The 23,248-nt window shown below is 44.7% G+C and carries 21 protein-coding genes; 10 read left to right on the top strand and 11 right to left on the bottom strand.

Annotation, left to right across the window (positions count from 1 at the left end; translation table 11 throughout):
* The first annotated feature begins 177 nt into the window (after nt 1-177).
* From bshC to E2R66_RS00205, 4 genes are all read left to right on the top strand, one after another.
* Nucleotides 178-1,788, top strand: a complete 1,611-nt coding sequence (bshC, locus tag E2R66_RS00220) for a bacillithiol biosynthesis cysteine-adding enzyme BshC (protein WP_133230210.1) — start codon at nt 178-180, stop codon at nt 1,786-1,788.
* A gap of 122 nt (nt 1,789-1,910) precedes the next feature.
* A complete protein-coding gene (locus E2R66_RS00215; protein ID WP_134737895.1) occupies nt 1,911-2,678 on the top strand; it encodes a hypothetical protein in 768 nt (255 codons plus the stop codon).
* A 43-nt stretch (nt 2,679-2,721) separates the two neighbouring features.
* Nucleotides 2,722-2,994: a hypothetical protein gene (locus E2R66_RS00210; RefSeq protein ID WP_133230208.1), complete on the top strand. Its 273-nt coding sequence runs from the start codon at nt 2,722-2,724 to the stop codon at nt 2,992-2,994.
* Between the two features lie 152 nt (nt 2,995-3,146).
* Nucleotides 3,147-4,145 carry a hypothetical protein gene (locus E2R66_RS00205; RefSeq protein ID WP_133230206.1) on the top strand — a complete coding sequence of 333 codons (999 nt, stop codon included), beginning with the start codon at nt 3,147-3,149 and terminating at the stop codon, nt 4,143-4,145.
* A 188-nt stretch (nt 4,146-4,333) separates the two neighbouring features.
* On the opposite strand, the gene E2R66_RS00200 is transcribed toward E2R66_RS00205, so the two are convergent.
* Nucleotides 4,334-5,314, bottom strand: a complete 981-nt coding sequence (locus E2R66_RS00200) for a HEPN domain-containing protein (protein ID WP_133230204.1) — start codon at nt 5,312-5,314, stop codon at nt 4,334-4,336.
* 58 nt (nt 5,315-5,372) lie between these two features.
* Nucleotides 5,373-6,554 carry a DmpA family aminopeptidase gene (locus tag E2R66_RS00195; RefSeq protein WP_133230202.1) on the bottom strand — a complete coding sequence of 394 codons (1,182 nt, stop codon included), beginning with the start codon at nt 6,552-6,554 and terminating at the stop codon, nt 5,373-5,375.
* A 220-nt stretch (nt 6,555-6,774) separates the two neighbouring features.
* Between E2R66_RS00195 and E2R66_RS00190 the strand changes: the two genes are divergently transcribed.
* A complete protein-coding gene (locus tag E2R66_RS00190; protein ID WP_133230464.1) occupies nt 6,775-7,854 on the top strand; it encodes an Ldh family oxidoreductase in 1,080 nt (359 codons plus the stop codon).
* 154 nt (nt 7,855-8,008) lie between these two features.
* Here E2R66_RS00190 and galB read toward each other — a convergent pair whose 3' ends face one another.
* Both galB and E2R66_RS00180 read right to left on the bottom strand, forming a co-directional pair.
* Entirely contained in the window at nt 8,009-10,447 is a 2,439-nt protein-coding gene (gene galB / locus E2R66_RS00185; protein ID WP_192901931.1) for a beta-galactosidase GalB, read from the bottom strand.
* A gap of 117 nt (nt 10,448-10,564) precedes the next feature.
* Nucleotides 10,565-10,957 carry a winged helix-turn-helix transcriptional regulator gene (locus tag E2R66_RS00180; protein WP_133230200.1) on the bottom strand — a complete coding sequence of 131 codons (393 nt, stop codon included), beginning with the start codon at nt 10,955-10,957 and terminating at the stop codon, nt 10,565-10,567.
* Nucleotides 10,958-11,080: 123 nt separating this feature from the next.
* Between E2R66_RS00180 and E2R66_RS00175 the strand changes: the two genes are divergently transcribed.
* Complete coding sequence (locus E2R66_RS00175; protein ID WP_133230198.1) at nt 11,081-11,719, top strand: cupin domain-containing protein; 639 nt, start codon at nt 11,081-11,083, stop codon at nt 11,717-11,719.
* 240 nt (nt 11,720-11,959) lie between these two features.
* Here the strand turns inward: E2R66_RS00175 and E2R66_RS00170 are convergent, their stop codons facing one another.
* Nucleotides 11,960-14,782, bottom strand: a complete 2,823-nt coding sequence (locus E2R66_RS00170) for an outer membrane beta-barrel protein (protein ID WP_133230196.1) — start codon at nt 14,780-14,782, stop codon at nt 11,960-11,962.
* Nucleotides 14,783-15,040: 258 nt separating this feature from the next.
* Here E2R66_RS00170 and E2R66_RS00165 point away from each other — a divergent pair, with 258 nt between their 5' ends.
* Together E2R66_RS00165 and E2R66_RS00160 are read left to right on the top strand one after the other, a co-directional pair.
* Nucleotides 15,041-16,114: a sensor histidine kinase gene (locus tag E2R66_RS00165; RefSeq protein ID WP_133230194.1), complete on the top strand. Its 1,074-nt coding sequence runs from the start codon at nt 15,041-15,043 to the stop codon at nt 16,112-16,114.
* A 3-nt stretch (nt 16,115-16,117) separates the two neighbouring features.
* A complete protein-coding gene (locus tag E2R66_RS00160) occupies nt 16,118-16,891 on the top strand; it encodes a LytR/AlgR family response regulator transcription factor (RefSeq protein WP_133230192.1) in 774 nt (257 codons plus the stop codon).
* Between the two features lie 9 nt (nt 16,892-16,900).
* On the opposite strand, the gene E2R66_RS00155 is transcribed toward E2R66_RS00160, so the two are convergent.
* Together E2R66_RS00155 and E2R66_RS00150 are read right to left on the bottom strand one after the other, a co-directional pair.
* Nucleotides 16,901-17,713 (bottom strand): hypothetical protein, encoded by an 813-nt coding sequence (locus tag E2R66_RS00155; RefSeq protein ID WP_133230190.1) that lies wholly within the window; start codon nt 17,711-17,713, stop codon nt 16,901-16,903.
* A 9-nt stretch (nt 17,714-17,722) separates the two neighbouring features.
* The gene (locus tag E2R66_RS00150) at nt 17,723-17,995 is read right to left on the bottom strand and encodes a hypothetical protein (protein WP_133230188.1); all 273 of its coding nucleotides are present in this window, start codon (nt 17,993-17,995) and stop codon (nt 17,723-17,725) included.
* A gap of 208 nt (nt 17,996-18,203) precedes the next feature.
* Between E2R66_RS00150 and E2R66_RS00145 the strand changes: the two genes are divergently transcribed.
* Both E2R66_RS00145 and E2R66_RS00140 read left to right on the top strand, forming a co-directional pair.
* Nucleotides 18,204-18,596 (top strand): hypothetical protein, encoded by a 393-nt coding sequence (locus tag E2R66_RS00145; protein WP_133230186.1) that lies wholly within the window; start codon nt 18,204-18,206, stop codon nt 18,594-18,596.
* A 46-nt stretch (nt 18,597-18,642) separates the two neighbouring features.
* The gene (locus E2R66_RS00140; RefSeq protein WP_133230184.1) at nt 18,643-19,773 is read left to right on the top strand and encodes a tetratricopeptide repeat protein; all 1,131 of its coding nucleotides are present in this window, start codon (nt 18,643-18,645) and stop codon (nt 19,771-19,773) included.
* A 166-nt stretch (nt 19,774-19,939) separates the two neighbouring features.
* On the opposite strand, the gene E2R66_RS00135 is transcribed toward E2R66_RS00140, so the two are convergent.
* The 4 genes from E2R66_RS00135 to E2R66_RS00120 form a co-directional block, all read right to left on the bottom strand.
* Entirely contained in the window at nt 19,940-20,815 is an 876-nt protein-coding gene (locus E2R66_RS00135) for an alpha/beta fold hydrolase (protein WP_133230182.1), read from the bottom strand.
* A gap of 134 nt (nt 20,816-20,949) precedes the next feature.
* A complete protein-coding gene (locus tag E2R66_RS00130; protein ID WP_133230180.1) occupies nt 20,950-21,702 on the bottom strand; it encodes a hypothetical protein in 753 nt (250 codons plus the stop codon).
* A 350-nt stretch (nt 21,703-22,052) separates the two neighbouring features.
* Nucleotides 22,053-22,631 carry a hypothetical protein gene (locus E2R66_RS00125; protein ID WP_133230178.1) on the bottom strand — a complete coding sequence of 193 codons (579 nt, stop codon included), beginning with the start codon at nt 22,629-22,631 and terminating at the stop codon, nt 22,053-22,055.
* A gap of 42 nt (nt 22,632-22,673) precedes the next feature.
* Nucleotides 22,674-22,877 (bottom strand): hypothetical protein, encoded by a 204-nt coding sequence (locus E2R66_RS00120; protein WP_192901930.1) that lies wholly within the window; start codon nt 22,875-22,877, stop codon nt 22,674-22,676.
* Nucleotides 22,878-23,248 lie beyond the last annotated feature (371 nt).

Here is a 23,248-nt window from a genome sequence, read left to right as displayed (position 1 = left end):
TAAATTCGACGACAATATATTTACGCTCAATTAGGTACATACCGAAGTTTTCGCGCAAAGACGCAAAGGCGCAAAGAAATTAAGCGGCTAACCTTTGCGATCTTAGCGCCTTTGCGAGACACCAATCTCCACAAGCGGTATCAAATCTAAAATCGTAAATCTAAAATCGTAAATCAAATGGACGCTGCCTGTATTGACTATAAAGAAACCGGATACTTTTCCCAAACCGTTATCGACTACCTCGACGATTTGCCGGAGTTAAGATCATTTTACAGTCACCGCCCCACGCTGAAAGGCTTCGCCGAACTATTCGAACACAAAAAAGTTATTGCCGACCGCCAGCTCTTGGTGGAAGTTTTAACCGAACAGTATTTTAAAAACGCCCAAAACGGCGCGCCTGAATTAGAAGCCGTAGAGATCGTGCGTAAAAAGATTGAATCGCTTGCTGCTCCTAACACTTATACCATCACCACCGGGCATCAGCTCAATATTTTTACCGGTCCGCTTTATTTTATTTATAAGATAGTAACCGCCATTAAGCTTTGCAGCGAACTGAAAGAAGCGCATCCCGATAAAGACTTCGTACCGGTTTACTGGATGGCATCAGAAGATCATGATTTTGCGGAGATCAACTACACCAATATTGGCGGCAAGAAAGTGCATTGGTGGTACGAGGCATCCGGCGCAACTGGCCGCATCAACCCCGATACCATGCGCCAGGCACTCAACCAATATAAAGGCGTATTGGGTATAGACGGGCATTCCGCAGAACTGGGCGAAATGGTAGAAACGGCCTATACGGCCTTCGATAAACTGGCCGATGCTACCCGTTATTTGGTAAACGCCCTGTTTGGCCGTTACGGGTTGGTTATCATCGATGCCGACGATCATCGCCTCAAACAATCTTTCGCCCCTGTCATCGAGCGGGATGTCATCGAACAGAATAGTTTTAAGAACATCAGCGCCGTAAACGAAAAGTTGCAGGCACTTGGCGTGCACATACAGGTAAACCCGCGCGAAATCAATTTCTTTTACCTGAAGGAGCAGCTGCGCGAACGCCTTGTATTTGAAGATGGGCTTTATAAGGTAAACAACACCGACATCAGCTTTACTGAAGAAGAACTAAAAAAGGAAATAGCCTCCGCGCCCGAACGCTTTAGCCCCAATGTGGTGATGCGCCCGCTTTACCAGGAGTGCATTTTGCCCAACATCGCCTACATTGGCGGTGGTGCCGAGGTAGTTTACTGGCTGGAACTGAAATCGAATTTTGATTATTACGGTGTCGATTTCCCCATCCTTATCCTCCGCAATTCGGCACTGGTTATCCCGAAGGACACCGCAACCAAAATAAAGAGCATGGAGCTTGCACCTGCCGAACTATTCAAAAGCACCGACGAGATAAAGAACGGCTGGGTAAAAAAGCACAGCAATCACGACCTTACCCTTACCGAAGAATGGCGCGAAATTGAACGCACCTTCGAAAAGATCAAACTCCGCTCGCACAAGATCGACCCTACCCTTGCCCCTTCTGCCGCCGCCGTACAGGCCCGGCTGAAACATGCGATGGATAGCTTCCAAAAGAAACTGGTAAAGGCCGAGAAACGCAACTACCAAACCCGGCTGGAACAGATAGAACACATCAAAATCGATCTCTTCCCCAAAAACAGTCTGCAGGAACGGCAGGAGAACTTCGGCTTATCCTACGTAAAATGGGGGCAGCTATTCATTGATGAACTCATCCGTAATTTTGAGCCGTTGGATTTTAAGTTTACGGTGTTGACGGAGTAGGATAATATTTTACAACAATTGTTCTTGAATAATTATAATGCGTGTTCTTTTGTAAAAGAATACCAATAATATTATATGATTTATTTGTAATTCTTCTGATATTTAGGTGTAACCTAATCACAATGAATAAAGAAGATAATCAGGATGATATAACTTCAAAAATTATAGGATTGCTGCCTTTAATCACAATAATAGTATTGGGTTCCGGTACGCTTAACATCTTCATTTATTATAGGCTTTTCGGGATTAATATACTGGCACATTTAGATATAGGTGAACTATTGCCTTTATCGCTTTCTGACACTATTGATGTTTTATTAGAATTGCTAATTATTCTCTTTATTATATTTATTCTTAAACTCACTCGGCCGAAACCGCGCGAGCGGAAGAAACCTTGTAAAATACTTAAGTACAAAGACCGTTTTTTTTATCATTCAACGCGAGAGTTAATTATTGGGTTTGTCATAATTTGTGTGTCTTTGACTATAATTTATTTTAGCTCTTTCGATTTAATTTATTTCATGAATTATTATTTCTCGGCAATAGTTTGTGTAATGTCGGTGTTTATTTGCCTTATTGTTTCATGGCTAATTAAGACGATTTACCCGACCATTTCAGATAAGTTTAGAGTGCTATTTTTTGTCTCAACTATTTTATTCTTCAATAATGGATATATGGGATTGAAGAAAAACGTTGATGTTAGATTTGGCGACGCATATACTGGCACGTATGTAGCTACAGCTTCAGATACTATCAAGTCGACACAGAGTTATTACTATATAGGCAGAACTAAAAGTGATATCCTATTTTATAATAATTCAAAAAAAAGAAGTTCGGTAGATTTTTATAGCATAGAATCATTAAAGAAAATATCAATAACTAATTGGTAATCAAATAATAGAGGAAGAATTAACCCCGCATCCGGCAGCGCGTATGTCATCTATACCCGATAGGAGTTTTTGGATGTATTGGGCCTTGTGCCTGGCCCTCTACATTTATAACTACTTCGCACCTCAACACCATGCCGGCAAACTTGGGGCCGCAACAGTAGGCGCAGGTATAGTGACGGGCGTTTTTTGCGCACTGTTCCTGTTGCTTATCGGGCAGTTTATTACAGGTGTACGAATGGGTAAGATATTCACCAGGTTCTGCTACCTGTTTCAGGCGATTACTTTGTTGGGGATTATTTACGGTGTGTTTTTTTGAAATAAACGCCCCACTCCTCTTCATGTACGGGCTCTCATCCTTTCGCGTCCCCCCCCCCAAATAATGGAGCAGGTTGGGATGTTCAGAGATTAATTCATCCGTAACTTTGAGCCGTTGGAGTTTAAGTTTACTGTATTGACGGAAGAAGAAATATGACATATACGAGAGAGGAACTTTTAAAAGCACATAGCTTACCAAAGGGAAGATTCCAGGAAATAACCCAAACGCTTATCAATAAACTTGTTGCAAAAGAAGTTTTGACACTAGCCGAATCCAAATTTATTTGCTTGGGGCTTAGAGGCTTGCACGCTTATGATCCAAATGCCCCCAAATTGACTGCTGAGGGTTTTGATCAATGTTCTGACTTTTTATTTTGGCAAAAATATTTGCTTTATTGGCAGGATCACGACGGTTGGGGTGTAATCCGGGAAGCGAACACTATAATACCACCCTCCCAAAAACGCATCGATTCCGATTTTTTACATACACATTTTGAGCAATGGTTAAATATAATAGAAGGGCAAAAATTTGCTTCCGAAATTTTACAAACAATCTCAAGCGAAACAAACCGACTGATTAAAGAACTTGTAAAATATTCAAGAGATTCAGGCGAAGGTTCAAATAGACATAAATACATTAAAAAAGCACTCGTTTTACATAGTAAATATCTTTATCTCCAAATTAAAGAATATTACGAGGAGGGCAACGCTTTAGAAGAAAGGTTAAATCTTTGTGGTAATTTGGTTGTAATCGACAGCTTCGTTTACATACACACCCTCTTCGGACATTTTGCAGAATCTGTTAAATTCAACCGCCCCGGAAAAACATACCATAGAAACACGGCCGTTGATTTTAGAAACATTCCAAAGGAAGTTTTCTTTATTCTTGAAACTTATTCAAAATCGATTGATTGTCAATATTTTAATAAACAATTTATCTTTTTAAACTTAAAGGGAATCGACTACGCAATTTGGTTTCGCTCATTAAATAAATCGCTAAAAGGCGGCGGAGTGCAAAACTACTTAAGAGTGCAAACATATTATCCAGTTGAACTTTTGGATGATCGCTCAAAAATAAATACGTTGATTTTAACAAAAGTAAATGACGAGTTGGGGTTTTACACAGCGCCAAGTTCCCAAACTTCGGTATAGCACTCTTCCCGATTTTAACCTATGGCTAGCATCATTACCATCCCAAATCTTGCTTCACCACTCAATACTTCTTCAACAACCTCTTCACCGCATCGTGCGGCAAGGCATATGAGGTATTGCCGTAGATGCCTTCCATGGTGTCGGCAGCAACCATGGCGAATTTACTCTCAAAAATCACAATAAGCCTATCAGGAAAAAATCAACTCCTCAAAATATGGTTCCAAATCTTTTCTTAAAAAAACTGATGAATCTTCAATGATTATCTTTGTTAAAACAATCCTTGTAAGATTGTCAAGCCGCTGCAAAAGGTCTGGAGTGCTCGTAAATGTTGTCTTCTTTTCAAGTTCTTTACCATGAAAGTATCTCGACCTAATTTTATACGCGTCTTTAATTAGGCGAAAAGTAAGCAGTCTCTCCGATTTATCCTTAGTGTAATAACAAGCGACTCTTTCAGCCATCTTATGTACTATCTCCGTAGCATCTGTGGTGAATAAACACTCATAAATATTCATATACAATGAAATCTTCATGAGAATGAAGCTTGAGCTTCTCGCCGACTTCAGAAATAAAAACGCGCGTTCGATTCTGTTTCTCAGGTTGTAGTCCACCTGATTCATTATGCCCAAATGAATTCCATTTTTTGGTATACTTACTATTGCATCTGTATAGATTGACTTATTGAATGTATCATTTTCTGCAATGTTCAGTAATTTTTGAACTATTTCGACTGTCCTGTTTAGTTCTTCGTCAGTAAACTTTGTTTCTACGTGGGAACCTATACAAGTGGTATATAAAGAATGTGAATTAAGGAAGCTATACACTCCGCTTTCTAGCACGTAGGAAAACAAATTCGGTGCATTGCAGCTATTGTCTTTTACAAACCATAAGCAAGTTAAAAATATGTCAATTTTATCAAAAGCCGGAATTGATAAGAGCATCGGGTTTTCGCAAATTTCATCTGGGCATCCAATCGCTGCATAAAAACAGATTGAATCGACTAAAATATTAAACTCGTGAAGTCCCAAATATTTAACCAGTATGGGAAATCCGAATTCTCGTTGTAAGAATACAGGATTTTTGATTATATCGAAATCATTAAATGTAAACGGTTGGGTTAATTCATCGATATTAAATCCATTCAACGGAATAGCTGTTCGTATTATTTTCATTTTGGCCTATATCATTTAAAGGGCTAGTTTTTCCACGTACAATCCTCTCACTATTTTTTTACTTCACCGCTCCATACTTCTTCAACAACCGCATCACCGCATCATGCGGCAGTGCGTAGGATGTATTCCCATTAATGCCTTCCATGGTATCGGCGGCAACCATGGCGTTCAGTACGGCCTCCTGTACGGCTTCAACGGTGGCCTCATATAAAGGGTTTATCTGATCGTTAGATAACATCTCTACTTGTGCATTCCCCTCACGCTTAAAAGCCGCTGGGTTGGCGGTAGAAAACGCCAGGAAGATATCGCCCGAGCTGTTTTCGCCACGGCCGCCAACAATGCCCACGCCCAATGCTACGCGCTCCGCTATCCGTTTCAGCTGGTGCGGCAACAAAGGCGCATCGGTAGCTACCACAACGATGATAGAGCCCTGCCCCTCCTGGTATTTAAAATCGGGCGATGCCATGAATTTAGCTTTCAGCGTATCCTTCAGTTCGCGGCCTACGGGTACACCGGCAATGGTGAGATTTTTGCGCGCGCCAAAATTACTTTGCACCAACACGCCCAAAGTATATTTCTGCTTGCCGATAGTGAATACGCGCGATGAAGTTCCCGTGCCGCCTTTAAAGCCCAGGCACATCATGCCCGTACCGCCGCCAACGTTTCCTTCCTGCAAAGGCCCGCTTTTCGCGGTATTTAATGCCTCAAAAGCGTTGCTTTCTTTAACATGGAAACCGTATATATCGTTCAAAAAGCCGTCGTAGGTTTCAGCCACTACGGGATAGGTGTACCAAAAATCGTCGTGGTACCAGCCGGTTTGCACAAACCATTTCAGCACCGCATCGCGCACCACGCCTACGCTGTTGGTATTGGTAATCATGATGGGTGTCTCCAAAAAACCCGACTCGGTAACCCAGGTGGTGCCCGTCATTTCACCGTTGCCGTTAAGGCTGTACCAGTTGGCAAACACCGGGCTGTTGTTGCGGCCCCGCGGCAGTATGGCCGTAACACCCGTACGCACCGGCCCCTTGCCCCTAATGTTTTTTCCGCTTCCGCTGATAATGGTAGAGTAACCCACCTCCACGCCCTTTACATCCGTAATAGCGTTAAACGGCCCGGGCATGCCTTCAAAGGGAATGCCGATATCACGGGCGCGAGGCTTTTGGGCATAGGTGGAAACATTTAATAGTGAAGAAGCCGCTATAATGGCGTAGACGATAAGGGAGTTGCGCGATTTCATTGGGTATCACTTTGATGTACTGCAATATAGGCATATAATAGTTAGTAAAGCACTACCTTTACTGCTATCGGCGGGTAGCCCCGTCCTCCGCTTATACTGCGCAGGCCTTAACCACAATGGCCAGTATTCGCTGCTACCGGGTGTAGTTTACGCGGGGCAACAAAATAATAAAGTCTCCCCTGCCGGGGGAGATTTAGAGGGGGCCGCTTATCTTTGCCCCATGCTCATCTCCGAACCCCAACTCCGCCTCTTCACCCAAAATATCTTCCTCGCCATGGGCTGCAGCGAAGTACACGCCTCACTGGCTGCGGACGTATTGCTTAAATCCGACCTGAGGGGAATAGATTCCCACGGCGTAGCCCGCCTTAGCGGCTATATACGCCTTTGGGAGAAGCAACGCATCAACCCCACGCCCAACATCCGCATTATCCATGAAACGGCCACCACAGCCACAATTGATGGCGACGCCGGGCTTGGTCTGGTGATTGCCCCATTTGCCATGCAGGTGGCTATAGACAAAGCAAAAGTTTATGGTTCGGGCTGGGTTTCGGTGCGCAATTCCAACCATTTCGGTATTGCGGGTTATCATGCCTTGATGGCCGTGGAGCAGGATATGATCGGCTTCGCCATGACCAATGCCAGTCCGCTGGTTGCACCCACCTTTTCGGGCGAGCGGTTGCTGGGCACCAACCCCATGTGTTACGCCTTCCCGGCAGGCAAATACCCGCCGGTAATCGTAGATATGGCCACCTCTGCTGCGGCCAATGGCAAGTTGGAAATAGCCCAGCGCAGCGGCAAGCAGGTACCCGAAGGATGGATACAGGACCAACAGGGCAACCCTACTACCGACCCGCACGCCCTTAAAGCAGGCGGTGCGCTGCTCCCCCTCGGCAGCGACCGCGAACACGGAAGCCACAAAGGCTTCGGACTGAGCGCTACGGTGGATATTTTGTCGGGCGTGTTATCTGGCGCAGGCTTCGGGCCGTGGGTACCACCCTTTGTATCGTTCCTGGAGTCGCCGGTAAACCCGCCCGGCCAGGGCATAGGACATTTTTTGGGTGCAATGCGGGTTGACGGTTTCCGGCCTGCGGATGCGTTCAAGTCCGATATGGATATCTGGATCGAACGCTTTAAATCAGCCTCCACTATAGACCCCAACCAAAAGGTCATCATCCCCGGCGAACCCGAACTGGAAGCCGAACTGGACCGAATGCAAAACGGCATCCCACTGGTGGATGCCGTTGCCAAAGATTTAAATGAGCTGGCGGTAAAGATGGGGTTGAAACCGCTGACTGAGTAGGAAAAAGAACATTGTCATTCCGAGTAAGCGATAAGGAGGGAGAAATCTTGTTAATCATGCAAAGTTCGTGACCTTGCTCGTGATGTAGAGCCTGCTACCTTTCGCTCTAACAAGATTTCTCCCTCGTTCCTCGGTTCGAAATGACAAGGTTGTATTATTTCGCTTTTATCACCACCGTTGCCGGTGCCAACCCTGCCGATGTTGCCGTTAAGGTTATCGTACCTCTCAACTCTTTGCCCTGCACTATCGCCAATGCCAACCCGTGGAAGGCTTTGCGGTAATGGGCTTTAAATGGGTCGTGGCTTACCGGGTCGCCGTTATCAACGCTGGCTATAGTGCCCACACCTGTTAGTTTAAAGTTTACCAGGTTATCGGCATCGGGTACTACGTTGCCGTCTTTATCCAATATCCTTACGGTAACAAACGATAAGTCTTTGCCATCAGCTTTGATATTGCTCCTGTCGGCAGTCAGCTCAATTTTTGCGGGGGTGCCTGCTGTATGTATTTCTTTGGTTAAAACTACCTTGCCGTTCTTACGCGATACTGCCTTTAGCGTACCCGGCTCGTATTTCAGCCGCCACATTACGTGCAGGTCGTCGCCGGTTTTCTTTTTGATGCCTACCGATTTGCCATTGAGGTAAAGCTCTACCTCATCGGCATTGTTGTAATAGGCCCAAACATCAACGGTTTTGCCTGCTTCCCAGTTCCAATGCGGGAAGATGTGCAGCACCGTTTTATTGGTCCACTCGCTTTGGTACATGTAGTAAATATCCTTAGGAAAGCCCGCCAGATCTACAATACCAAAATACGAACTGCGCGATGGCCAGCTGTACGGCGTTGGTTCGCCCAGGTAATCAAAGCCGGTCCACACGAACATGCCCGATAGCATATCGTACTTTTTCATCACCTTCCAGGTAGCTTCGTGGGTAGAGCCCCATGGTGGTCGCACGTTATCATAAGCCGAAACGTTGTTGCCTTCGCGTACAAACGGCTTATCCCATTGTGAGGGCCATATCCGGATGCTGTCTGACGGCATATCGTAGTAGCCCCGTGTTTCAAGGCCCGAGGTAGTTTCTGTAGCGATGAACTTTTTACCGGGATAGCGTTTATGGAAACCGGCATACTCGTTTTCGTGATAGTTATAACCAATCAGATCCAGCGCACCGGAAGCAATGATATTACTGGTTACGCTCGGGTCGTTATTGGCAGAGGTAATAGGCCGGGTTTTATCCAGCGACCTAACTATACCGGCCAGTTCGCGGGCTATTACACGGCCAACGGTATCGGTTTTGCTGTATTGCTCGCCAATTTCATTACCGATGCTCCAGATGAATACCGATGGGTGGTTGCGGTCGCGCAGGATCTGGTCTTCCAGATCTTTTCTATGCCATTCGTCCCAAAAGAGGTGATAATCGTATTTGGTTTTTTCCTGCTTCCACATATCGAAGGCCTCGTCCATCACAATGAAGCCCATCTTGTCGCAAAGGTCCAGCAGTTCAGGCGCAGGCGGGTTATGCGAGGTACGGATACCGTTTACGCCCATGCCTTTCAGTATCTGCAATTGCCTTTCGAGAGCGCGGGTATTGATGGCGGAGCCGAGGCTACCGAGGTCGTGATGATCGCAAACGCCTAATATTTTCATGGGTTTGCCATTTAATATAAAGCCTTTATCCGCATCAAATTCGAAGGTTCGGATGCCTAGCGGGGTGGTGTAGGTGTCTATATAAGCTAAAGGCTCGTTCGCAAGCATACTTATACGGTATAATTTCGAAACCGCTTTATAGAGGTACGGCGTAGTAACCGACCATAATTTAGGATTTGCTATCAGCAACTTTTGATTGACAGAAACTGTGCTGTCCTTCGTAAACTTAACATCGGCCGAGGCTGTTTTTACCGGCTTTCCCTGTGCATCATATAAAGTGGTAATCAATTTATAGTAGCGGGGGTCGGGTTCGCCCTTAACTTTTATATCGATATTAACCACTGCACTTTTAGTGCTCACATTCGGCGTAGTTACATAAGTACCCCAATGGTCAATTGCTACCGGGTTCGTGGTTACCAGCCAAACATTGCGGTATATCCCACTGCCCGAATACCAGCGCGAGTTGGGTTGCTGCGAATTATCTACCTTTACGGCAATAACGTTTACGCCGCCGTAGTTAAGGTATTTGGTCAGCTCGTACCAGAAAGAAATATACCCGTTGGGCCTGAAACCCAGGTGATGTCCGTTTACCCAAACATCGCTATGCTGATAAACACCGTCGAAATCGATATAAACTTGTTTACCTTTCGATGCCAGCGGAACCGTAAAAGTTTTACGGTACCAGCCTATGCCGCCTGGCAGTGCGCCACCCTCGGGCGTTGCCGGGTTATCTTTGTTGAAAGTGCCCTCTATGCTCCAATCGTGCGGCAGGTTCAGGCTGCGCCAATCTTTATCGGCGGCTGAAGCCTGATCGGCGTCCTTTACATCCCCTAAATGGAATTTCCATCCTTTATCAAAATCGGCCACAGTACGGGCAGATTGTGCCTGCGCATAACCCATGGCGGCAACAAAAAATAAGAGCAGGGCAAGGCCCTTCTGGTGAGGTTTCATGAAAGTGGCGTTTAGATATTTAGTGTCAAATATACAATTATACCGCAGGCTGAAAAGCAAAGAGGCCTTTATAATTTTTGCGGTATGCCACCAACAGAAAAAGGCCGGGCATAATGTTCAGGCATTATTTATGGCTTCAAGTTCGGTGATAATACTAACCGGAGTTGAACGCATCGAACGGTTCGCCTTCTCCTCCTGCAAATGAGAATATCCCCATTGAATAATATTTTGTATCACCGGGATAAGGGTTAAGCCTTGCGATGTCAACCGGTATTCTACCTTGGGCGGAATACAGGTATAAACTTCTTTTTCGATAATACCGCTTGCTTCAAAAAATCGCAATTCTTGTGTCAATACCTTTTCACTTATCCCCGGCAAAATGTTTTTCAATTCCACAAACCTCGACGGTTGCTTTTTCAAATACCAAAGGATGGGAATTTGCCATTTTCCGCTTATATATTTTCGGGCATGCTGTACAGGGCAACCGGTGTAAAGATCTTTTTGAGACATGCTATTTTTTTTATTACCTAAAGGTAAGCTAATTACCTTCAGGTAACGCCCTTGTTTGCTGTTTTTGTTAACTGTATTTTTATTTTCTGATTAACGCAACAAGCACCTAAATGATCAAAAAAAATGAAAAGTAATTCTACTATTTCGCGGCGTACCCTCGTTCAGAATCTGGCATTGGCCACAGTGGGTATTGGGTTGTCGCAGTTGGCATCCGGCAAGGAAAATGAACATAAGGTGATGAAACCGCTTTTACCTTTTTACGTTCCGCCGCAAAAACCTTTGCAACCCGGGCCAGGCGGAATTGATATCCGTACCCTGGTAAGAAGTTCTAAAACCAACCTGCAATTTTCCTGTGTTGAAACTGCAGTTGCAGCCCGTACAATGGGGCCCGCACCACATTTACACAAAAACCTCGATGAACTTATGTTGGTGCTGGAAGGGACGGCTACAGTGATGGTAGATGGCAAGGTAGAGGAAATTGAAGCAGGCGGCTGGCATTTCAGACCTAGAAAACTTGAGCATACTTTTTGGAATAATTCTGAAAAGCCACTCCGGTTTATCGACATGTACTTTAATCAAAACTTTGAAGATTTCCTGGAAGAACTCTTCCATCAGATTTTCCCGGATATGATGAAGAACCAGCTGACGCCGAAAGACCCACAAATTGCTCAGCGGCTGAAAAGCCTTGATAAGCGCTTTGGAGTAACCACCTTCCCTGAAAAAAGGCAGCCAATAATTGACAAATATGGGTTAAAAGGATAGCATTTTTGGCCGGTAATAATCTCGGGAGCCATGGCCCCTTACCTGGCTTGACACAGTTTATTTTACAGATCCTATCTTTTCAAACTGAGACGAATTTCACGAACTAAAAAAGAGCCACGTCGCTAGGCATTCGTGACATTCGTCTCCATTCGAATAATTCGTGTTAAATGCGAAAGGCACCCCTCACAGGTGCCTCCTCGAATTTTTGAATATAGAAACAGATCAGTAAAAAGCTTTAGATTAAAACGGTGGCGGGCCGCCCATGCCTGGTCCACCCATACCCGGGCCGCCAGGGCCACCCGGACCAGATGGTTTGGCACCGGCGAATTTCTGCAGCCTAAGCGTAAACGTCATCAGGAAATAACGGCCCAATTTATTGGAATTGGTTTGCGTAATGTTACTACCGCTGCTGGTGGTGCTGTAGCCGGTGTTCTGGTTAAACACATCGTTTACCGCAAAGCGCAGGGTACCTACGTTGCCTTTTAAAAAGCGGCGTTCTACATAAGTATTCAGGATATTGGGGTTGGTTGAGCCCGTGTAGCCGTAATATATCTGCTTGCTGAAATCGTAGCTCAGTGTCCAATCCTTAAAGAAGTAGTTCTTGCCGTTCAATCCCAGTGTAAGGGTACTGAATTTGGTGTTCACGTTGGCCGCGCTTAGTGTGTTAGTGGTGCGGTTAACAGCGTAGGTGGTATTGGCTTCCGCATCAATAATATCCGTAACGTTCACCCTAAACCTTACCCCTTGTGATAGTACAAGGTTTTTGGCGATGTTCTTTTCCAGCGATAAACCATCGGAACCGAAACCGCCTATGTACGATATATTGTTGTTGTAGTTGGCATTACCCTGAAAAAACAGGTTGTACTTGCGTTTGGCCCATGGCTTGGCAAACACATAGAACGCGTTGCCGGCGTAGTAACCATCAGCATTTTGGTAGGTGGTTAAGATAGTACCTGCCAGGTTAGGATCTGATGCGTTTACCGGGTAGTTGATGGTGGTAGATACAATTTTGTTGTTACTCTGCGTAAAGCTCAGGTTACTGAAAAACACGTTGCCAGAGGCAAAATCGAACTTATTATACCGTATCGAAAGCACGTTGTTAAACTCCGGCTTCAGATCGGGGTTACCCTTCACGGGGTATGATGCCGTAGAATAATCGGTAACGGGTTGTAGCTGCGTGTAAGAAGGTTGCTGACTGCTGCCGTTATAGTTGATACTAACCGATTGGCTGCGCGAGAAATTGTAGATGAACCTGCCGGTTGGTGCTACGTTGAACTCCTCCTTACGGTTTACCGCATAGCCCGGCGAATTGCCCTGCAGCACCGATGGCTGCGCTACCACACCTAAAGTGTAGTTGTACTTTTTATCTACAAAGCGAAAGTTAAGCCCAAAGCGGTTGGTGGTAAAATTATACTCGTAGTTATTGGTAAGCAGCGCATAGTTGTTGCGCACACCGGCATCGGTAAGGGTATCGGTGTTCCTGTCGGCAGTGGTGTTTTGGTATTTATAACCGTAGGTAAACTCCAGGTACGACTTTTTGGCCAATGGCTCCAGGTACGATACGTTTACGCCCACGCTATCGGTGCGGCTTTCGGTATTGATCAACTGGTTGGCCGGCGCATTGCGTCTACCAGCAATGTAGGTGTAAACAGGGTTTTGGTACTGATCGATATTGTAGGAGCCTGCCCCCAAATTCAGGCTAAAGTTACGCCCCTTTTTGGCGAACCGGTGGTTGTACAGCACATTAGCGCCGTAGTTTGGCGCGGTAGAATGCAGGTACGAACTGAAGGTATAATCGGATATGGTTTGCGTGGCATTGATCAGCTGGTTGGCCGCAGTTTGATCGGTAGTGATACCGGCAAAGGCAAAGCTGGGCGATATCTTCAGGTAGTTAACCGTATCGGGCTTGTACTCTATGTTAAAGTTGAAACGGTGGTTAAGGTTGCTGGTTTCCTGTACGCTGCTTTGATTGTTGGTGCTTGGGTTATTAATAGATATGTTGTTCTGTATGGTAGTGCTGGTAGTATTCACCGTGTTGTTGGCAAAACTATAGCTGCCGTATGCGGTTGTTTTTTTGCTCCAGCTATCGCGATAATTGAAACCTATGCTGCGCGCGGTGGTGATACCATTGCCGCTACTGGCATTGCCGCCCGGAGGGCCTCCGCCACGCGCGCCGCCACCACCTCCGGGAGCCCCCCCGAAACTGAACAGGTTGGTATTGGTATTGTTAAGGTTACCCAAAACGGCCAGTTGCCTGTCGCCATCAAACCTGAAGAGATTGCCCGATGCTACATAGCGGCCTTTCTCATCTGCATTGGGTAACATATCCTGCCCGCCGCCAACGCTGGCCTGGCCAAAGTAGCCATAGTTTTTACTGGGTTTAATGTTAATGTTCAATACCTTATCCGGCTCGCCGGTTTTTACGCCGGTAATGTTGGCCTGGTCGCCGTAGTCATCAATCACCTGTATGCTTTGTATGATATCTGCGGGTAGGTTGCGCGTGGCGGTTTTCACGTCGCCCCCAAAAAAATCCTTGCCATTTACGCGTACTTTGGTAACGCTTTTGCCTTGTGCGGTTACGTTACCGTCTTTATCCACATCCAGGCCAGGCATTTTTTTGATCATATCCTCTACCGGCGCACCGTCGCGTACCTTATAGGCGGCGGCGTTGTATTCAACCGTATCCTCTTTAAGTTTTACGGCGTTAACATCGGTAACGGTTACTACACCCAGCATGCGCGTGTCTGATTTCAATATGATGGGCAGCAGCGTAAAAGGGGTTGTTTTATCATCGAGCGTAAAACGGCGTTTTACAGGCTGATAGCCCAAAGACAGCACTACCAGGCTAAACTCCTTCACGGTAACGTTATGGAAAACAAAGGTGCCGTTAGCATCGGTAATGATAGCGCTGCTATCTTTGCCCGTTAACATTTTGATGGTGGTACCGGGCAAGGTAACACCGGCGGTATCTTTCACCACCCCCTTTACATCCCTGCCTGCCTGGGCAAATACCTTTACATTGAGCAGTAAGAAAAGGACTACGAATAAGTATTTTTGTTTCATATATTTTTTGATGATACACAAAACAATAGTTTTGGATGCGGCTGAAAAAACGGGATAGACCGATAAGGGCAATGTGTAGACGGATAACCCATTTTAACCGATAAAAAGCCCGCAATAGCCAAAAGGCATATAAGCGGACTTTCGGCGGTTTGTTTTACGTGTTCATCGGTAAAAACGCCCTCCCCGCAGATTGTGGTTGGGGATATGGACCGGGGATATGTAATATTGTAACATCCTGTTTACAAACCTGTTAATTAAATGATACTTCAACGGTTTAAAAGTTCTTTTGGCAGCATCCTTATCCAGGCGCTGATATGGATAGTGTTGGGTAACATACTGCTGTTTTACCAGCCCTTTTTGCGCGATATAGAGGTGCCCTACCAGTTTTGGGTAAAGCAAACCTTTATATTTGCTTTGCTCATCGGCGCGTACTATTTAAACGCGCACGTTTTGGTACCTATGTTTTTGCTGAAAAAGCGCAACGGTATTTACTTTCTGCTGCTTGCGGCCATTATTATAGCCATTGTGTATTTAACCGGATTTGCCGACAAGTTTTTTAACATCCGCGAATTGCTGGAAGAAGCTTTTCATAAACGCGGCCCTATCAGGCGCGGCTTTGGCAAGCACGGCAACTTCGATACGTTTACCATCACTATTACTTCCCTTGTGCTGGGTATCAGTACCAGCGTGGCTACTATACAAAGCTGGCAAAAGAATAAAGAACTGCAGCAGCAGATGGAGGCCGATAAAATAAGCTCCGAACTTTCCTTTTTAAAAGCGCAGATAAACCCGCATTTCTTCTTCAATACACTCAATAACATATACGCACTTACTTTGGTAAACGTAGAAACCTCGCGCACAGCGCTGCACCAGCTTTCGCGCATGATGCGGTATGTGTTGTACGATACCCAAAACAGCACCGCCCTGCTAAGCCAGGAAATTGCCTTCATCAAAGACTATATCAGCCTGATGCAGCTGCGCCTTACCGATAAGGTAACGGTAAACTACACCTCGCCGGGCGCGCTAAAAGAGTACCCTGTAGCACCTATGCTGTTTTTGCCCTTTGTGGAGAATGCCTTTAAGCATGGCGTAAGCGATACCCTACCCAGCACCATAGCAGTGCGTATTACCCAGGACGAAAACCAGGTAAAGCTGCACGTGCAGAACACCAATTACAAAAAACAGGGTGCGGATCTGGAGGACAACAAAGGCATCGGACTGGCCAATACCATCCGCCGGTTAGATTTGCTGTACCCCGGCAAGCATATACTGGAGGTAGATAACAATTTGGAAACGAATGTTTATACCGTTAACTTAACGCTTTCATTATAAACCATGACCATAAACTGCATTGCTGTTGACGATGAGCCGCTGGCCCTTGGGCTGGTATGCGCCTTTATTGAACAAACCCCCTTCCTTACCCTGGTGGGCAAATACGGCAGCGCGGTAGAGGCCTTGGGTGGCTTGCAGCAGCACAAGGTAGACCTCATTTTTTTGGATATACAGATGCCCAACCTCAACGGCATCGAACTGGCCCGGGTGCTGGATGCCCGCGGACCAAGCAAACCCCGCATCATCTTCACCACCGCCTATAACCAGTTTGCGCTGGAAGGCTACCGCGTAGATGCGCTGGATTACCTGCTGAAACCATTCAATTACGAAGAGTTCCTGCACGCGGCCAACAAGGCCCTGGCCTACGCCGAACTGCTCCACAAATCCAACAATCCCGCAACCACAGTTGCAGTGGCAGCAGCAGAGGCAGCGCCGCCTGTTTCAGAACGGGTGGAAGACGATTACCTCTTCGTAAAGGTAGAGTACCAATTGGTGCGCATTGCGCTGAGCGATATCCTGTACCTCGAGAGCCTGAAAGACTACGTCAAGATTTTCCTGAAGAACACCGATAAAGCCATCCTCACCCTCAGCAGCCTGAAGGCCCTGGAAGAAAAACTACCCGCCAAACGCTTCATGCGCGTGCACCGCTCCTACATCGTATCGCTGGATAAAATCAACTCCATCACCCGCAACGCCATGCAAATCGGCAAAATCAACATTACGGTTGGGGATCAGTATAAGGATGCTTTCGGGGCGTTTTTGAGTAGGTGGGTGTAGGGGGGAGATTCAATTTATTGATTCCACCTTCCAAATACCCGCAGCATGAGTTCGGTTCTTCTCCCCTGGAGGCGTAATTGCCAAACACGTTGTTGTAATCTTTATACTGTTTGAAAAAAAATGTTTATCCTCGTTCCTTATTTTATATTCTTCCTGAAACCTTTTCAATCCCCATGTCCCCGTTGGCATTGATTGATTAATTGTAAACTCGATTGTTTTACTTTCTCCAATCTTAAAACCAAACCAATCTTTATACAGTCCATCTGGTTTCCATGGGTCATCAAGTATCTGTTGAGCTAAATTTTCTTGCTTTGCCTTTCTACGAACCGGCACAATGTTTTTACCAGCTTCATTTTTCATTACCCTTTCCTGCCCGACAAAATAAGTTTTAAACTCCTCGTATCTACCGCACATCAAAAAATAACACTCCTTCTTACCCCATTTATTATAATATCCTAGCCTCACTACATCGTCGAATATCCGTTGATGCTCATCGCTTTGCTCTTTAGCCATGTCGCTTTTTGCAAGTTTAAACTCATATACCTCCTTTAATTTTGTGTCATCATTTTCCGTTGCAGGTTCATCAACGGTTTCATCAAATATAACTAAGTCTATTTTTTTACTTTTAAATAAAGGATGAAGTTTTTCAAGAATTATTCGGTTAACTGATATTCCCTTAGCTGTAATTGTATCAGCTATCGGATACCTAAGACTTGCTTCGTGTATTAATTGCTCACGCCCTATCTTAAATTGATATCCTAACCAATAACCTACTGCGTCTATTATTGAGGTGTACTTATCCTCTACTACTCTGTTTGACATGCCGTGCTGTTATTGCTTGACTAATTTGTGCGTATCAAGATCAAAGCTTGCTTGTCTCATATCATTGATATCGCTCATAACAACTCGCATCCATGGGTTATCCAAATTTGCATCAATTAGCTCATGATATCCGTTGCTTTCAACATACTCTCTGACTGCGTAATCCAATACTTTTGCTGGATCGCCGTCGCCCGAAAAAATGAATACAGCAATTGTTCCTTTCTTGTTATCAGCCAAATCGTAGTGTGATTCATTGATTGTTAGTCCCGGAATTGTTTTCATTGTTGTTTTTTAAATTTGCCTTAACGAAGTTCTAAGTTAACAAAATATCGCCGCCACCGCAAGCGGCATTGCTTACCTTAACCCAAATGCTAAACCCACATGCTTGGACGCTTGCCAAATTTTTTCGTCAAGTGCGGACACTTGCCGAGGCGGGGATTTTTTTTGCTACTTTGGTTTAAACTTAAACCCTCAACCTCATCAACAAAATATGAGCCTTAAATACAAATTATATTTAATTGGATGCTTCACTATTGGTGCATTTGATGCTTTAACAGCAATAGCTTCCCGTCAGCTTAATTTTAACTCCGCCTATTTCGCGGTGGGTTCATTCATCATCTATTGCTTCTTCGGTTTTTGGGCTACAAAAAAAATAAACCTCAAAGCGGGGGTACTAACCGCAGCAGTTATTGGATTTTTCGACTCGACAGTCGGCTGGAAAATCTCGATGTTATTAAAAGCGAATACAGGGCACATTAAGAACGACCCAACCGTGGTTGCCTGGATATTAACGATAATAATAGTGACCGCATTTGCCGCTCTATGCGGTTTAATTGGTGCCGCAATCGCAAAGTATTCAACAAGAAAAAAGGTTGGCGGTTAATAATTTAACCAGCTTACAAACCATCTAAAATCTTTAATTTAGGGTCATGAAACATCTTTTAGCAACTATCATCCTGTTTCTTTTTAGCCTGTCCATTTTTGCTCAGGACAATGTGACAGCCGAACTAAAAGCATTGACCGACAGCAACAAATACGACAAAATAATTGAGCGGTATGGATCTAAGGCTAACAACTATTCAGCAAAATCCTTGTACTACATTGGGATGGCCTATTACATGAAGGAAGACGATGCCAATTGCCTTAAGCTGATGAACCTCTCCTTAGCAAAAGACGCAACAGACCCGGCACCCTACTACATCAAGGCATCTACCTTAAATTATATGCAGAAGTACCCGGAAGCCGTTACAAATTTCCGGCTGGCCATTAAGTTAAAAACAACTGATGCCGTATTCTATAGCGGGCTTGGCGACTCGTACTACAACCTGGAAAAACCAGATTCGGCCTTGCTGGCGTATAAAACGGCAACAGGGCTTACGCCTTGCCCCGATAGGCCCTATTCAATGATTGCGCAAATTTATTCGGATCAAAAAAAAGTCGACAAAGCTTTAGAAGCTTTTTATATCGCTAAGCAAAAAATAAATAAACGCAGCAGCTCCTACACCAATGCACTATTTAATATCGGGCTCTTTGAAGCGCAAAACGGCAATTATGATAAAGCGGAACCTGCCTACCTGGAGTTGCTGACCTTAGACCCCAATGATTACCATAGCTATGCAAAGCTCATTCAGATTTACTATCATCAAAAAGATTATGCCAAGGCAAAGCCTTACCGTGATAAATTGTACGAGGCCCATAAAAACGGACTTTTAAAAGATAACATGAAAGATATGTTCTGTTTCGACCAATTTAAATGGAACGGTAAATTAATCCAGGCATTTGAACGATACGAGGATACATCGACCGATGTCTTCAACAAACACCTTTTTTATGTGGTGGGCGAGGGTAATAACATAGAAGATAGGGTACAAACAGAGTATTCGCCTATATCGGTTGAACTGGGCAGCACCAAATATTTATTATGCCGCACTAAGGGAGATACCCATTTTACTTATAATATCGGCTTTAACGACAATTTTAAATACGAGGACCTAAAGAAAAGCGTATTAGACATCCTCGATGGAAAAGTTAAACCCGGTGCAAGTTCGACGCGAAATTAGGGGAAGCTTCGTTATCCCATGACCGCCCCCCGCTGCCGCAAGTATCCTCACTTGTGGCCACCTGGCAGAGCAGCATCGCTTTTCAACCCTGCCAATTACATAATGGCTACCTTGCATACGGGCCACAAGCCGGGAGGCTTGCGGCAGCGGCGATAGTAATGATGCTTTACTTCAAAAACCCATCCAAATAACCCAATATCATCTTCGTCTGCATCATGAGGCTGACGTGGCCCTGCGATGGTACAATGGCCAGGTGCGATTTGGGCATCGGTACCATATCGGCAACTACACCGCCGCCCAGTAACTGGTAGGTTTTCATCAGCTCCACTTTATCCAGGCCGTCATTGTCGCCCGAGATGAGCAATACCGGCGCGGTGATTTTGGCGATGTTACTGTCGCCTACGTCGAAGGATTCGCCGGAAAAAATAATCATCTGTTCCACAAATTTCCGCCATTTTGTTTTATCGGGTGCTACCGCATCGTAGCCGGTGTGCAGTGGGGTATTATCAAAAAATTCAGGCTTAAAACCTTCAAACGCCTTGTTTATTACCGGCAACCAGCCACTGCTTTTATAGGTAGAAGAAATGATGATCAATTTATTTAACTTTTTGGGGAATTGCACGGCAAACTGGTAAGCTATAGAGCCACCCATGCTATATCCGGCAACATCGGCACTGTCAACCTTTAAATAATCCATCACACCCGCCACATCGCTTGCCAGGGAAACGATGTCTAATTTCCTATCCGAGTATGGTGAGTGCCCGTGGCCCTGCATTTCGAGGGCAATTACTTTCCGTGTTTTGGATAGTTCGGGAATCAGCTCCGCCCAGTTCATCTCAATGGTATAAAAAGCACCATGCAGCAAAACGATGGGCTTGCCCTGGCCGTAAACCTCGTAATAAACCTTAATGCCATTAACCGGCGCATAGCCGCTGGCGGCAGGTTTCAACTTTTGCCCTGCGGACTGAAATATGGTAAAAAACAGCATAGCAATTACTAATATGGGTTTGAGGGCTGTAGATGCTTTAAAGACCTTTTTCATGATGTGTGCGTTAATTTGTGCTGAGTGTGTTGACCATACGAATATAGGCAGCTGATATAGATTTCGCGCTGTGTAAAACCGACTTAAGAGGGGTATTATGCGACATTTATCTTACCCCGCTGCCGCAGGAGCAGCTACCTATTCATCATTCTTTGCATTTCATCGGTTTTGTTTTTCACCCATTCATTTACCGTCTGCGGCCGCTTGTCAAAAGCAAGATTAGCGGTTAAAATATCATATTGTTCTTGCGTTAAGAACATCATATATTCATTTTCATTGGTCATTAAATATAGCCTTTCAGAAGAATGCTGATCTTGTAATTCGAAGTTTACCATTTCAACAAATTGAGCCATAGTTTCGCCCCACATTAACAAGCTGCCTTTGGCCATAACATATGTTCTGCCATTTATCTTAATGCTATGAAAATCATTAATGTAATTGTCATCTGAGTAATGTAGTTTGACTCGATTTTTATCAAAAAACGGTTGCATTTCTTTTAATAAATCAATCACCCCTCCTTCTTCATACAACTCTTCACCATCTCCACAATCATAAAACCTTAGATCATAAGATTTAAACGGAGGTTTGCTATTAAACTCCGTTATGAATACTTTATCGGTTTCAAAATGTTTGATTATAGAATCCTGAACAAATGCTAATTTGTCGTTGTCTGTGTATTTGAAATATCCTGCCTTTTCAAGGTTGTACACCAATTCTTTACCCGTCATTTTATGATTGATTGTTTTTGGGGTTGTATCGGGGAGCTGTGTAGGCGCTGTTTTTTTTAAGTTATTGTTACAAGAGCTGATAAATAATACAAGAAAGAGGAGCAGCATTTGGCTATTACAGTTAGGCCTAAAACAGTTTTTAACAATGCCATTATTCATTCTTTAATATTACAAAAAACAAGGCATTTTTAATACAGTAAAAGACCCGTACTCCGCTGCCGCATGCCCACTTGCGGCTATCTGGCAGAGCAGCGTCGCTTTTCAACCCTAACAATCCCCGCCGCACCATGTGTCCGCACTTGGTGCAATAACGTCGGTAAGCGTCCACGCTTACGTTTGCCCAAACGCTAAACCCGCAGGCGCGTTGCATAGCGTTTTTTCGTCAAATTCAGCTACTTGCCGAAGCAGAGCTATAGCCACAACAACCTGGTAAAACCCGGGAGTGGCGCGGTGAAAACACCGGCCACAGGCTAAATTTTTCCCGGGTAATATGCCGTCTGAAAGGAATACTAATTCATATCACCTTTTATTTTTCTTGCTGTTGAACTACCCGGAAGATATATCTGTAAACCGAACGAAAAATTCAGATTGCTCTGATAAGCCTGGCTGCCAAAGCCAACAAGTCCGTTGTATTTCAATAGTGCTTCCAGGCCTATATTGGGCGTTATAAAGTAGGCAAAACCTGGCCCAGCACTAAGGTTTAGTCCGTTAGTGTTTCCGCCACCATTACTTACATTAACACCGCCGATACCTACCGTAGCTTCGGCAAAAATGCGCCCGTGTTTCAGTACCGAAACATCCGAACCGGTATAATATCTGCCCAAAGCGCCGGCACCGTAACTGGTGGTGGTGTTAGAACCTTTGGCCGTTTGGATGCCTAAATTTACATATCCGCCTAATGCAACATTATCCTGAATAAACCAGGCGGCTTTGGGGGTAATGTCAAGGCTAAATATTTTCGGATCGTTGAGGCCGAGATTAATATTGGCGAAATTGCCGCCAACCATTACATTACCTTTTTGAATTTGTGCACTTGCTAAAAGGCCCGTGCTTAGGATAGTCACTAAAGTGATGAAGATTTTTTTCATTTTAAATAGATTGTAGATGTGAATTATTTGTGTGGATATTTATTAATGCCGCTCGGCATCATTTGCCGGCGTCATCGGTGTAATTTGTGATGTGATACCATTAACCGTAGTGCCGGCTTGAGAAAGATTGATGGTATTACCAAGGAAATCGTAGGGGAAATTGAGCGTTGGTTTTGAGATCTCATCCAGACGCTTGATGGCATGAAGACCCGAACGACCGAGCGTTACAAATGAATTTAGTGGCATGTTATTTCTGTTTTATAGATAACTAATGATCGCTTGTTTTAAGATTTGACTGCCGCCGTGAATGCTTCCTGCTATAAAGATTTAAGCACGCGGAATTATTCTGCTATGGAGACTACAATCTCATCGATGCAAAACTGCCTACTTTTAACAGATGGGGTATTATGTAATTCTTTGCATTAATTACATCATTCACACATCAAAAGGATAAAATAATGCGTGATAAAAGCTGTAAACGGGTTTGTGCATTGACCGCGGAACCACAATGGCCAATTTTACAGTTAGTTAGCGTCAGCTTGTTGTGGTTATATAAGTGGCCTTTGGGCAAGTGCACAGGGCACGATATCTTTCAGGGTCGAAAGAGTACAGGAAAT

This window comes from Mucilaginibacter psychrotolerans (assembly GCF_004519315.1).
In the GTDB taxonomy this organism is placed as follows: Bacteria; Bacteroidota; Bacteroidia; order Sphingobacteriales; family Sphingobacteriaceae; genus Mucilaginibacter; species Mucilaginibacter psychrotolerans.
Note: the sequence above shows the minus strand (reverse complement) of the source record. Positions and strands in the feature narration are given on the sequence as shown.